We start from the raw sequence: 11758 nt of genomic DNA on the forward strand, positions 1-11758 counted from the left end.
GGCGGTCAGCCGGCGATCACCACCGTCAGCAGGCTGACCGCCGAGAGTCCCCCCACCAGGCCCAGCGCCGCCGCCTGGACGGTCAGCAGCGACCGCCACCGCCGGAACACCGGCTCGGTGCGCCATCCGTACGCGGTGAGGGCCGCCGCGAGCTGCACCACGGGCACGATCACGCCCCGGACGTCACCGTCGAGCGCGAGCCGGTAGCCCCACACTCCGAGGGCCAGCCACCCCAGGACCAGCAGTGCGCCGAGCCGGGCGAACACCGCCGGAGGGGCGTCGCGCGGGTTCACCCCGCCGCCCGGCGGGCCCGGTAGGCCTTGACGTGCTGCCGGTTGCCGCAGTTGCCGGTGTCGCAGAAGCGGCGTGACCGGTTGCGGGTGAGGTCCACCAGCACGGCGTCGCAGTCCTCGGCCGCGCAGCGCCCGAGACGGTCCAGGGCGTCGACCCGGATCAGGTCGGCGAAGGCCATCGCCGCCTCGGCGGTGATCCGGCTGGCCAACGGCGCCTCGGACGGGGTCAGGTGCAGGTGCCACGGCCAGCCGCCGTGCCGGCTGAGGAACGGCCGGGCCTCGGCCTGCGCCAGCAGTTCGTTGACCGCACCGGCGACCCGGTCGACGTCGCCGTCACTCCACAGCGCGCGCAGCCTGGGGCGCAACGCGCGCACCTGCCGCAGTTCGGCCTCGTCGAGGTCGCGACGGCCCGAGTAGTCGTTGACGTCCAGCCACCGGTCGAGCGCGGCGATGTCGGGCAACCGCTCCTCGTCGCGGACGGCGGTGTTGACCAGGGCGGCGGCGGCCGTGAGGCCCCACTCCGTGTCATGAGCGAACATCGGGTTGACTCCTGACCTCGCGGCGGAATACTGTCATGCGTCATAGCCACTTTAGCTCATGACATACGGGAGGTGCCGTGTCCGTCCAGGAGAGCACGATCATCGGGACCGGTGCCGACCGGGCGCGTGACCGGCGGAGCGGCCTGATGTTCGCCGGCGTCTCGGCGCTGGCCTTCGGCTCGGCCGGCGTCGCCGCCAAGGCCGCGATGACCGCCGCCGGACCGGAGCTGACCCCGATGTGGCTGGCGCAGTTCCGCATCACCGGCGCCGCACTCGTGCTGCTGCTGATCGTCGGCGTCGGCCACCGACTGCGGCCGGCGGTGCGGCGGGTGGCGTGGACGCCGCGGGCGATCGCCGCCGTGATCGCCTACGGGGTGATCGGTTTCGTCGCCATCCAGGTCCTGTACTTCGTCGCCATCAGCCGGATGCCCGTCGGGGTGGCGCTGCTCATCGAGTACACCTCACCCGCACTGGTCGCACTGTGGGCCCTGCTGGCGCAGCGGCGACCGCAGCACCGGGCGGTGTGGCTGGCGATCGGCGCCGCCATGGTCGGGCTGGTGCTCATCGCCCGCCCGTGGCAGGGCTTCGCCCTGGACACCGTCGGGGTCGGCGCGGCCCTGCTGGCCGCAGTGGCGTCGGCGACGTACTTCCTCGTCGGCGACGCCCTCAAGGGGCAGATCCCCGGTCCGCAGCTGGCCGGTTTCGGCGCGGCCGCGGGAGCGGTCGTGCTCGGCCTGACCCAGTCGTGGTCGGACTTCCCCTGGCACCTGCTCGGCCGGCGCGGGGAACTCGGCGGCACCGCGGTCCCGGTCTGGCTGCTGCTCGCCGTGGTCGTCGTGGTCGGCACCGTGATCGCGTACCTCACCGGCATCGCGGCGTTGCGGCGACTGCCCGCGCCGATCGCCGCGGTGGTCGCGACGATGGAGGTCGTGGTCGCCGCGATCAGCGCCTGGATGCTGCTCGGCGAGCACCTGTCGGCCTGGGAGCTGGCCGGCGGCGCACTGCTGCTGGCCGGCGCCGTCGTCGCCCAGCGCAGCCCGGCGCGACCGGTCGAGGCGCCCGTCCCCACCGCGCCACTCGCCACGGCGGTCCCCGTCAGCCGGTGACCTGCGCGACCTCGGCGACCAGTTCGTCGAGCACCGTCCGGACGGCGAGCCGGGCGGCCCGGTCCGGTCGGCACAACGCCTCGACGACCCGGCCGGCCCGGATCTGCCGCAGCGGCACCAACGCGAAGCGGCCGGCGGCCCGGTCGGCGCTGGTGTGCCGGGGTAGCAGACCGATGCCGTGACCGGCGGTGATCAACTTCTCGATGAGGGGCAGGTGGGTGCTGCGTCGCACCACCCGCACCGGCAGCCCGGAGCGGGCGGCGACCGCGGTCAGCACCCGGTCGATCGGGTACTCCGGGGGCGGCACGATCCAGGCCTCACCCACCAGGTCCTCGGCGGTCACGAAGTCCCGTCCGGCCAGCGGATGGTCCAGCGGCAGACCGACGTCCAACGGTTCGCGCATCAACAGCGTGGCGACGATCTGCGGCCGGTCGGGCACCGCGACGTCGTCCGACCGGTGCGCGATGACGATGTCGTAGTCGGCGGTGAGACCGGCGAAGTCGTCCTGGGCCACGTCCTCGTCGAAGGTGTCCAGCTGCAGCCGGCCGAAGCGCGCGAGCCGGTGCAGCAGCCCGGGGATGAGCAGTTCGGCGGCGGAGTGGAACGACGCCAGCCGGACGGTGCCGCTGACGTCACCCCGGTAGGCCTGCCAGCCCGCCTGCGCCTCGGCGAGTGCGGTCGCCACCGTCACCGCCCCGACGACGAGCGCCCGACCCGCATCGGTGAGCTGGACCCCCCGCCCGACGCGTTCGACCAGTGGCACCCCGACCTGCCGCTGCAGCGCCTTGAGCTGCTGGGAGACCGCCGACGGGGTGCGTCCGACGGCGTCGGCCACCGCGGTGACCGAGCCCCGGTCGGCCAGCTCCCGCAGCAGGTTCAGCTGGTCCAGATCGAGGTGATCGGTTCTCACTGAAGCAACGCTACAAGATGTGTTCAGGTCCTGGTGCTTGTGCTTCATGGTCGGCGCCTGGCAGCGTGACCCCGTGACCACCCGTGACCGCCTCCTCGCCGTGCTCGTCGCCGTCTGCTGGGGCCTCAACTTCCCAGCGACCGCGCTGGCCCTGGAGCATTTCCCGCCGTTGCTGATGGTGGCGGTGCGCTTCGCGCTGATCGCGGTGCCGACCCTGGTCTTCGTGCCCCGGCCCGCGGTGCCGGTGCGTTGGCTGATCGGTGTCGGACTCGGCATCGGCACCCTGCAGTTCGCCTTCCTCTACCTCGGGATGGCTGCCGGCATGCCCAGTGGGCTGGCGTCGCTGGTCCTGCAGGCCTCGGCCCCGTTCACCGTCGTGCTGGCCGGGATCTTCCTGCGGGAGAAGCTGTCCGGCCGGCAGGTCGCCGGGATCGTCGTGGCGGTCGCGGGTCTCGCGGTGATCGCGGCGCACCGCGCCCAGGTGGCGGCACTGCTGCCGGTCGCCCTCACCCTGTGCGGCGCGCTGGGCTGGGCCCTCGGCAACCTGTGCAGCCGGCAGGCGAAGGCGCCCGACGCCTTCCACCTCACCCTGTGGATGTCGACGGTCCCGGTGCTGCCGATGCTGGCGCTGTCGTTGTTCGTCGAAGGCCCGCAGCGCATCTGGGACTCACTGTCGACGGTCGCGACCGCCGACGCCGTACCCGCCGTGCTGGGCCTGCTCTACGTCGTGGTCATCGCGACCCTGCTCGGCTACGGCATCTGGAACACCCTGATGGGCCGTTACCCCTCGAGCACGGTGGCGCCGTTCTCGATGCTGGTGCCGGTGGTCGGGGTGTTCTCCTCCTGGCTGATCTTCGACGAGGGCATCGACCTCACCGAGCTCCTCGCCGGGGTGGCCATCATCGCCGGAGTGCTGCTCGGCTCCTCTCGACGCCGGAAGCCGGTGCCGGCTCCGGCTCCGGTCGCCGCGCCTGAACCGTCGCCCGCTCGCACCGCCTGAGCCGTCGTCCGCTCGCACCGCTTGAGCGGTGCGCGTCCGGGTGCCCAGTGCGTCGTTGCACCCCGGCCGACGGCGACGTACAGTTCCGGATGGAATAGTCCAGCTGGACCATTACCTCCGCGTGAACGTCGTCGATGCCTGGATGTGCCGTGCCCCTGCTGAATCCCCTCGCGCTGGCCACCCTCGGCGTGCTGGTCGAGCGGCCGATGCACCCCTACGAGATGTTCCAGCTGCTCATCGACCGCTCCGAGGACCGACTGGTCAAGGTGCGGCGCGGCACGCTCTACCACGCGGTCGCGCGGCTGACCGAGACCGGACTGACCGAGGTCGTCGGCACCGACCGCGGCGGCAACCGCCCGGAACGCACCACCTACGCCATCACCGCCGCCGGCCGCACCGTGCTGGACGACACCGTCCGCGACCAGCTGGCCCGGCCCGAACCGGACTACCCGATGTTCCCGCTCGCCCTGGCCCAGGCGCACAACCTCCCCCGGGAGGACGTCGTCGCCGCACTCCACCGGCGCATCGACGGTCTCGCCGCCGAACTGGCCGGGTACGACAGCGGCATCGCCGCCGCCGCCGCCCGCGGCGTGCCCCGCCGCTACCTCGTCGACGCGGACTACCAGCGCACGATGCGCCACACCGAGCTCGACTGGCTGCGGCGCTTCGTCGCCGAGCTGACCGACGACACCATCCCCTGGCATCCACCGGGCGCCGCGGGCCCGTACCCCGACGCCACCTCTGCGCACACCCCTCTCGAGAACGCAGGATCCCCCGCATGACCCACGCCGCACCCGCCCCCGCCGCGACCGGAGTCGACCCCTGGCGGGCGCTCTGGGCGCTGGTCATCGGGTTCTTCATGATCCTGGTCGACTCGACCATCGTCAGCGTCGCGACGCCGGCCATCATGACCGGCCTGAACGCCGACATCAACGAGGTGGTCTGGGTCACCAGCGCCTACCTGCTCGCCTACGCCGTACCGCTGCTGTTCACCGGCCGCCTCGGCGACCAGATCGGCCCGAAGCGCGTCTACCTCATGGGCCTGACGCTGTTCACCGCGTCCAGCCTGTGGTGCGGCCTGTCCGGCAGTGCCGGGATGCTCATCGTGGCGCGGGTCTTCCAGGGCCTGGGTGCGGCGATGATGACGCCGCAGACGATGTCGGTCATCACCCGTACCTTCGCCCCCGACAAGCGCGGTACCGCCATGGGTCTCTGGGGCGCCGTCGCCGGTGTCGCCACCCTGGTCGGCCCGATCGCCGGTGGTGTGCTGGTCGACTCGCTCGGCTGGGAGTGGATCTTCTTCGTCAACCTCCCGATCGGCGTCATCGCCTTCGTGCTGGCCATGCGCTGGGTTCCGGCGCTGCCGACCAACACCCACCGCTACGACATCCCCGGCATCGTGCTCTCGGGCGTGGGTCTGTTCCTGCTGGTGTTCGGCATCCAGGAGGGCCAGAAGTACGACTGGGGCACCATCGCCGGACCGATCTCGGTGTGGTCGCTGATCGCCGTCGGCCTCGTCGTGCTCGGCGCGTTCCTGTGGTGGCAGAGCCGTAACCGCCACGAGCCGCTGCTGCCGCTGAGCCTGTTCCGCGACCGCAACTTCTCGCTGGCCAACATCGGCATCAGCTCGATGGGCTTCGCCGTCACCGGTATGGCGCTGCCCCTGATGCTGTACGCGCAGAAGGTCGCGGGCCTCACCCCGACCCGCGCGGCACTGCTGTTCATCCCGATGGCCGTCCTCACCGGCGCCCTCGCGCCGCGCGTCGGCAAGCTCGTCGACCGCGCGCACCCCCGCTACATCGCCGGCACCGGACTGACGCTGCTGATCGTGTCCCTGGTGTGGCTCGCCCTGATGCTCGCGCCGGACGTGGCGATCTGGAAGCTGCTGCTGCCGATGGCCCTGATGGGCGTGGCCAACGCGTTCATCTGGTCGCCGTTGTCGGCCACCGCCACCCGCAACCTGCCGCGGCAGCTGGCCGGCGCCGGCTCCGGGGTCTACAACACGACCCGGCAGATCGGTGCCGTCCTGGGCAGTGCGGGCATCGGCACGCTCATGCAGAGCCGGCTCGTCGCCGAACTCCCGACCGGCGCCGGGGTCGATCCGGCCGCCGCCGAGATGACCGCGGGTGCGCTGCCCGGCTCCCTCCGGGAGGGTTTCGCCGACGCCATGGGGCAGGCCCTGCTGCTGCCCGCCGCGGTGCTGGTCATCGGCCTGATCGCGGCCCTGATGTTCACCCGGACGCCGGCGCCCACCGGACACCGTGCACCGGCGGAGCCCGCTCCGCAGGACACGGCCGGGCAGACCCCCGCGACCGCCGGGGCGAGCTACGGACGGCACGCGGCCGCCGGCTGAGGATCGGACTCCCCCGGGCCCGACCGGCCTACCCGGTGCGCCCAGGTGCGCCGGTCGCTCCGGGGTGACGTGGCCCGGGTCAGAACGCCGGCACCAGCACCAGCAGCGTGGGCAGCAGGAGCAGCCCGGCCGCGGCGGCGTGAGCGGCGCGCCGGATCCCCGGACGCGTCTCGGCGGGCCGGTCCAGCCGCGCCGAGCGCAGCGCGACGGCCTGGTTCGCGGTCGGTCCGCCGAGCCGGCACAGGGCGGTCCGCAGCGCGGCCCGCTCGTCGACGGTGACCGCCGCCGCATCGTCGGCCATCATCTCGACGAGCGCCGCCACCGCGCGCTGCGCCCGGCGGACGCTGTTCAGGAACGGCAACGCCGCGCCCCAGGCGACGAACGGCAGCACCACCACGTCGTGCCGCAACCGCAGGTGGGCGCGCTCGTGCGCGAGCACCAGCCGCAGCTCGGTGTCGGTCAGCGCGTCCAGCGTGCCGCGCGACACCACCAGCCGGGGCACCGCACCGGGCAGGCAGTACGCGACCGCGGTCGGGTGATCGAGGACGAGGACACCCGGTTCGACCGGCCACGGGGTGGCCAGGATGTCGAGGGCGTCGTGCTGCTGCCGCCGGGCCGCGCCGGCCCGGGCGATGCTGCGCACCAGCGTCCAGAACAACCGCAGGCCCAGCGCCACCGTCAGCACCAGCACGACCAGCCGCGCCGCCCCCCAGCCACGCAGCGGACGGCCGTCGGCGATGTTGCCCAGCACCGTCCCGACCGCGCCCGGCAGGCTCGTGCCGTGATCGTGGAAGGCGAGCTCGAGACCGGCGCCGAGCAGGGAGAGCCCGGCGGCGAGACCCACCGCCTGCCACAGCACCAGCGCCGCGACCGGTTCGCGCTCCACCCACCGGGCGCGGCTCAGCAGCCGCGGGACCGGGTCGGCCAGCAGCACGGCGAGGATCGCCAGCAACCCCCCGGTCAGCAGCACGGGATCAGTCGCGCCGGCGGCGGCGCAGCGCTCCGCGCAGCACGTCGGCCTCCTCGGCCGAGGCCCCGCCGACGAAGTGTGCCAGCGCCGCCGACGGATCCGCGGCGTCGGCGAGCACCGCCCGCAGGGTCTCGGCGACGTGCTCCTCCCGGGTGGCCGTCGGAGCGAACGACGCCGCCCGGCCGACCTTGTGGCGGACGACGAAACCCTTGCCCTCCAGCCGCGACAGGACGGTGAGCAACGTGGTGGCCGCGAGGTCCGGATTGGGCAGCCGCGTGGCGAGCTCCGCCACGGTCAACGGACCGGAGCCGTCCCAGAGGACGTTCATCACAGCCCGCTCGAGATCGCCGAGGGTCTTCACGTCCGCACCGTCCAGAACTTGTTCTACGTCATGTAGAAACTTCTACCTTGTGTAGAGCATACTGGGTGCATGACCTCGACGGCAGCCCCGGTTCGTCCGGGTCCCGCCGTGGCCGTGGCCGAGCCGACGACGCGGGTGCTGCTGGTCGACGACCGTCCGCTGGTGCGGGTCGGTCTGATGTCGATCCTGGAGGGTTCCCGCGCCGAGGTCCGCGCCGTCGGCTCGCTCACCGACGCCCTGACCGCCGTGGCGGCCGCACCCGCCGGCGGCTACCGGACGATCGTGGTCGCCGCCCACCTCATCGACGCCACCACCTGGTGCCGACTGGCCGACGCCGCGCCCGGGGTCGCCCTGGTCGCCCTCGGCGGAGACCGCCGCACCGATCCGGCGTGCGCCCGCTTCGCCCCGCTGCCCGAGAACGCGGCCTCGCCGGCCATCCGGGCCGCCCTCACCGCGACCGCCCGGTCCAGCTGTCCGAGCCGGCGCGGCTGCGCCCTCCGAGACGAGACCACCGACTGCACACCGCAGGAACTGCGCATCCTGCGGCTGATCGGCGACGGCCTGTCCAACCGCGAGATCGCCGCACGGCTGGGCATCGCCGAGAAGACGGTGAAGAACTACATCACCGGCCTGTTCGCCAAGCTCGGCGTCAGCCGGCGCACCCACGCCGCGGCGATCGCCTGGCGGCTGCACGGCATCGGCACCGCACCCGCCGCACCTCCTCCGGCCTGACGACGCGGCCCACACCGCGCGAGAGCACCGGTTGCGCAACGGTAGTCACGTCCGCGGCCCGAGATCACACCCCGTCGGTTTGACGCCTCCGCCGCGGCTGCCTACCGTGGGCGACGGTCACGAGTGCCAGCAACAAGCCCCGGCTAGCTGGCCGGCAACCCTCCTGTGCGGCGGGGTGCTCCGGGTGACGACCAGGTGGCGGACCGTCCCGGTCCGGCGCAAGCGCACTGTTGCCGAGGAGTTCCGCGTTGTCCCCGTCTGCCCTGACGTCCCCGTCCCGTCCGTCCGTGCGCCCGTCGCCCGGCCGGGCCATGTCCGGGGGCTGTCGCCGGCCCTGACGTCCCGCGGACCTGCCTGACGGGTCCGCACCCCCCGCACCGCGTCCCGTCGCCGCTCCGCACCGCCTCCCCGGTGGTGCACGGCCGCGCCCGGCGACCGGTGTCCCGTCCCCCTGGAGGTACACCCATGAGCACCACCCCCGACTCACCCACCCCGTCCGGTATCACCGCTCTACCCGCCCGCCCCGGCCGCGACCGCGGCCCCACCCGCTGGATCGTGCTCGCCGTGGTGGCCGTGGTGGCCGTCGCCGGCATCCTGTTCGCGACGCTGCGCGGCGGCGACGAGCCCGCGGCCGCCGCCGACCGGGTCACCGTCAAGGTCGGCACCACCGAGGCCAGTGCCGACTACTGGCCCATCCTGGTCGATCTCGCGGCCAGGGAGAACATCGACATCCAACTGGTCAACTTCACCGACTACACCCAGGCCGACCCGGCGCTCTCCCAGGGTCAGATCGACCTGAACCTGTTCCAGCACCTGCTGTTCCTGGCCAACTACAACGTCGCCAACTCCGACACCCTGACGCCGATCGGCGCGACCGTGGTGGTACCGCTGGGCGTCTACTCCGGCAAGCACACCGATCTCGCGCAGATCCCGGCCGGCGGCCAGGTCGCCATCCCGAACGACGCCACCAACCAGGCCCGCGCCCTGCTGGTGCTGCAGCAGGCCGGCCTGATCAGCCTGACCGGTGGTGGCGACCCGCTGAGCACCCCCGCCGACATCGACGCCGCCGCCTCGAAGGTGACCGTGACGCCGGTGGACGCCGCCCAGACGGTGGCCTCGCTGCCCTCGGTCGACGCCGCGGTCATCAACAACAACTTCGCCCTGGACGCCGATCTCGACCCGTCGAAGGCGCTGTACAACGACGATCCGGCGGCGCCGGCGGCCGAGCCGTACATCAACGCCTTCGTCGCGCGCGCGGACCAGAAGGACAACCCCACCTTCCTGCGGATCGCCCAGCTCTACCACGACCCGTCGGTGACGGCGGCGGTCGTCGCGGCGTCCAAGGACACTGCCGTCATCGTCGACCGTCCCGCCGCCGACCTCGGCACCATCCTGGCCGGCCTGGAGACCGTCGTCCGGGACGCCTCGTGAACCGGGAACCCCTCCGCTGCCGAGGGTTGCGGCGGTGACCCCGGTCATCGAGTTCCGGGACGTCACCAAGACCTACCGAGGCAAGGGCTCCGCGGTGACCGCGGTGGACGGCGTCTCGTTGAGCATCGAGCGCGGCGAGATCTTCGCCGTGATCGGCTATTCCGGCGCCGGCAAGAGCACGCTGGCCCGGCTGGTCAACGTGCTTGAGCGGCCGACCTCCGGCGAGGTGGTCATCGACGGGCGAGCGGTGTCGGCGCTGTCCGAGCGGGAGGTGCGCCCGGTGCGCGCCACCATCGGCACCGTGTTCCAGCAGTTCAACCTGTTCCGCTCGCGCACCGTCTACGGCAACGTGGCCTACCCGTTGAAGGTGGCGGGCTGGTCGAAGGAGGCCGTCGAGGCGCGGGTGACCGAGTTGTTGCACTTCGTCGGCATCACCGACAAGGCGTGGGAGTACACCGACCAGTTGTCGGGCGGGCAGAAGCAGCGGGTCGGGATCGCGCGGGCGCTGGCCAACCAGCCGACGATCCTGCTCGCCGACGAGGCGACCAGCGCACTGGACCCGGAGACCACCCACGACGTGCTCCGGCTGTTGAAGCGGGTCAACGCCGAACTGGGCGTGACCATCGTGGTCATCACCCACGAGATGGACGTGGTGCGCACCATCGCCGACCGCGTCGCGGTGCTGGAGCGGGGCCGGGTGATCGAGATCGGTTCCACGTTCGACGTCTTCGCCTCACCGCGGACACCGACCGCACGGACCTTCGTCGGAACCGTCCTGCGGGACCGGCCCGACGCGGCCGAGGTCGCCCGGCTGGAGGCGGCCCACCAAGGCCGGCTGGTCAGCGTGGGGGTCACCGACGGCAACGGGATCGGCGCCGTCCTCGGCGCCGCCGCCCGCGAGGGCGACGTCGGCTTCGAGATCGTGCACGGCGGTATCGGCGCGCTGGACGGCCGGTCGTTCGGCACCCTCACCCTCGCCCTGACCGGCAGTGATCCGGCGGTGGCCGCCGTCGTCGACCGCCTCCGCGACGTCACCACCGTCACGGAGCTCGCCGCATGAACACCGTGACGGAGGTGACCCGGTGAACACCGACTGGAACCTGCTGTGGCCGATCTACGGCGAATCGGTGCTGCAGACCCTCTGGATGGCCGGGGCCACGCTGGTGCTGGGCGGCTTCTTCGGGCTGGTGATCGGAGTGCTGCTGTTCACCACCCGGCGCGGGGGTCTGCTGCAGAACGTCGTCGTGTACACGGTTCTCAACCTGCTGGTGAACGTCGTCCGGCCGATCCCGTTCATCATCTTCATCACCGCGATCGGCCCGCTGACGCTGTCGGTGATCGGTACCACCATCGGCACCGGAGCGGCCACCTTCGCGCTCGTCATCGCCGCGTCCTTCGGCGTCTCCCGGATCGTCGAGCAGAACCTGGTGACGGTCGACCCGGGGGTGATCGAGGCGGCCCGTTCGATGGGCGCCTCCCCGATCCGCATCATCGTCGGCCTGCTGATCCCCGAGGCGCTGGGCCCGCTGATCCTCGGCTACACCTTCGTGCTGGTCGCGATCATCGACATGACCGCCGTCGCCGGTGGTCTCGGCGGCGGTGGCCTCGGCCAGTTCGCGATCAGCTACGGCTACCAGCGGTTCGACTGGGAGGTGACCTGGGTCGCGGTGCTGACCATCATCGTCATCGTGCAGCTCGCCCAGTTCGTCGGTAACCGGCTGGCCCGGACCGCGCTGCGCCGTTGACGCGACGGTCCCGGCCGGGAACCGGTCGGGACCGTCGCCGACGGCCGTTCCAAGTGCTACCTTTGCAGTAGGTAATGAGTGTCGGCGACAAGCCCTGGCTGGCCGACCAGCAACCCTCTCTGGTGGTGGGGTGCTCCAGGTGACGACCCGGCCGGGTCCCGTCGGTACCCGGCAAGCACAGTGGGCGGTGCGCCGTTCCGAGTCGAGATGGTGGTGCGGCGATGTCGGAGACGACGGCCTTCGGGCGACGGTGGGTCAGCCGCCGGCACGTCGATCTGCAGCGGGTGAGCAGCGCGCTCTGCCGGTGACGCCGCGGTG

At 72.5% G+C, this 11758-nt stretch carries 14 protein-coding genes and 2 riboswitches; of the genes, 9 read left to right on the forward strand and 5 right to left on the reverse strand.

What is annotated here, in order from left to right; all coding sequences use genetic code 11:
- Nucleotides 1-5: 5 nt before the first annotated feature.
- Both DB033_RS16270 and DB033_RS16275 read right to left on the reverse strand, forming a co-directional pair.
- On the reverse strand, nucleotides 6-293 hold the full coding sequence (locus tag DB033_RS16270) for a hypothetical protein (RefSeq protein WP_111767936.1): 288 nt from the start codon (nucleotides 291-293) through the stop codon (nucleotides 6-8).
- The gene (locus DB033_RS16275) at nucleotides 290-832 is read right to left on the reverse strand and encodes a CGNR zinc finger domain-containing protein (RefSeq protein ID WP_111767937.1); all 543 of its coding nucleotides are present in this window, start codon (nucleotides 830-832) and stop codon (nucleotides 290-292) included. The genes DB033_RS16270 and DB033_RS16275 overlap by 4 nt, the downstream gene beginning before the upstream one ends.
- Nucleotides 833-909: 77 nt before the next feature.
- Here DB033_RS16275 and DB033_RS16280 point away from each other — a divergent pair, with 77 nt between their 5' ends.
- Nucleotides 910-1938 carry an EamA family transporter gene (locus DB033_RS16280; protein ID WP_111767938.1) on the forward strand — a complete coding sequence of 343 codons (1029 nt, stop codon included), beginning with the start codon at nucleotides 910-912 and terminating at the stop codon, nucleotides 1936-1938.
- Here the strand turns inward: DB033_RS16280 and DB033_RS16285 are convergent.
- Nucleotides 1928-2848, reverse strand: coding sequence for a LysR family transcriptional regulator (locus DB033_RS16285; protein ID WP_205843953.1), 921 nt, complete (start codon nucleotides 2846-2848; stop codon nucleotides 1928-1930). The two genes, DB033_RS16280 and DB033_RS16285, sit on opposite strands and share 11 nt — an antisense overlap.
- A gap of 73 nt (nucleotides 2849-2921) precedes the next feature.
- Between DB033_RS16285 and DB033_RS16290 the strand changes: the two genes are divergently transcribed.
- The 3 genes from DB033_RS16290 (at nucleotide 2922) to DB033_RS16300 (ending at nucleotide 6201) form a co-directional block, all read left to right on the forward strand.
- Nucleotides 2922-3848: an EamA family transporter gene (locus DB033_RS16290; protein ID WP_111768384.1), complete on the forward strand. Its 927-nt coding sequence runs from the start codon at nucleotides 2922-2924 to the stop codon at nucleotides 3846-3848.
- Nucleotides 3849-3997: 149 nt separating this feature from the next.
- The gene (locus tag DB033_RS16295; protein ID WP_205843954.1) at nucleotides 3998-4630 is read left to right on the forward strand and encodes a PadR family transcriptional regulator; all 633 of its coding nucleotides are present in this window, start codon (nucleotides 3998-4000) and stop codon (nucleotides 4628-4630) included.
- Entirely contained in the window at nucleotides 4627-6201 is a 1575-nt protein-coding gene (locus tag DB033_RS16300) for a DHA2 family efflux MFS transporter permease subunit (RefSeq protein WP_111767940.1), read from the forward strand. Before DB033_RS16295 ends, DB033_RS16300 begins: the two co-directional genes overlap by 4 nt.
- 79 nt (nucleotides 6202-6280) lie before the next feature.
- Here the strand turns inward: DB033_RS16300 and DB033_RS16305 are convergent, their stop codons facing one another.
- Nucleotides 6281-7171, reverse strand: a complete 891-nt coding sequence (locus DB033_RS16305; RefSeq protein ID WP_157970738.1) for a M56 family metallopeptidase — start codon at nucleotides 7169-7171, stop codon at nucleotides 6281-6283.
- Nucleotides 7172-7175: 4 nt separating this feature from the next.
- A complete protein-coding gene (locus DB033_RS16310) occupies nucleotides 7176-7532 on the reverse strand; it encodes a BlaI/MecI/CopY family transcriptional regulator (RefSeq protein ID WP_111767942.1) in 357 nt (118 codons plus the stop codon).
- A gap of 69 nt (nucleotides 7533-7601) precedes the next feature.
- On the opposite strand from DB033_RS16310, the gene DB033_RS16315 reads away from it, so the two are divergent.
- The 5 genes from DB033_RS16315 to DB033_RS21840 all read left to right on the forward strand — a co-directional run bounded on the left by DB033_RS16315 (nucleotide 7602) and on the right by DB033_RS21840 (nucleotide 11748).
- Nucleotides 7602-8264: a response regulator transcription factor gene (locus DB033_RS16315; protein ID WP_111767943.1), complete on the forward strand. Its 663-nt coding sequence runs from the start codon at nucleotides 7602-7604 to the stop codon at nucleotides 8262-8264.
- Between the two features lie 115 nt (nucleotides 8265-8379).
- A riboswitch (SAM riboswitch) is annotated at nucleotides 8380-8495 on the forward strand.
- A gap of 234 nt (nucleotides 8496-8729) precedes the next feature.
- The gene (locus DB033_RS16320; protein WP_111767944.1) at nucleotides 8730-9695 is read left to right on the forward strand and encodes a MetQ/NlpA family ABC transporter substrate-binding protein; all 966 of its coding nucleotides are present in this window, start codon (nucleotides 8730-8732) and stop codon (nucleotides 9693-9695) included.
- A 34-nt stretch (nucleotides 9696-9729) separates the two neighbouring features.
- Nucleotides 9730-10755, forward strand: a complete 1026-nt coding sequence (locus DB033_RS16325; RefSeq protein ID WP_111767945.1) for a methionine ABC transporter ATP-binding protein — start codon at nucleotides 9730-9732, stop codon at nucleotides 10753-10755.
- A gap of 22 nt (nucleotides 10756-10777) precedes the next feature.
- Nucleotides 10778-11440, forward strand: a complete 663-nt coding sequence (locus tag DB033_RS16330; RefSeq protein ID WP_111767946.1) for a methionine ABC transporter permease — start codon at nucleotides 10778-10780, stop codon at nucleotides 11438-11440.
- 70 nt (nucleotides 11441-11510) lie between these two features.
- Nucleotides 11511-11624: riboswitch (SAM riboswitch) on the forward strand.
- 37 nt (nucleotides 11625-11661) lie between these two features.
- A complete protein-coding gene (locus tag DB033_RS21840; protein WP_420814085.1) occupies nucleotides 11662-11748 on the forward strand; it encodes a putative leader peptide in 87 nt (28 codons plus the stop codon).
- Nucleotides 11749-11758 lie beyond the last annotated feature (10 nt).

Source organism: Nakamurella deserti (assembly GCF_003260015.1).
GTDB classification, from domain to species: Bacteria; Actinomycetota; Actinomycetes; order Mycobacteriales; family Nakamurellaceae; genus Nakamurella; species Nakamurella deserti.

Excerpts from the sequence above, each read along its gene's own strand:
- DB033_RS16300 (WP_111767940.1), top strand. The coding sequence starts at position 4,627 with ATGACCCACGCCGCACCCGCCCCCGCCGCGACCGGAGTCGACCCCTGG.
- DB033_RS16275 (WP_111767937.1), bottom strand. The coding sequence starts at position 832 with ATGTTCGCTCATGACACGGAGTGGGGCCTCACGGCCGCCGCCGCCCTG.
- DB033_RS16320 (WP_111767944.1), top strand. The coding sequence starts at position 8,730 with ATGAGCACCACCCCCGACTCACCCACCCCGTCCGGTATCACCGCTCTA.
- DB033_RS21840 (WP_420814085.1), top strand. The coding sequence starts at position 11,662 with ATGTCGGAGACGACGGCCTTCGGGCGACGGTGGGTCAGCCGCCGGCAC.
- DB033_RS16315 (WP_111767943.1), top strand. The coding sequence starts at position 7,602 with ATGACCTCGACGGCAGCCCCGGTTCGTCCGGGTCCCGCCGTGGCCGTG.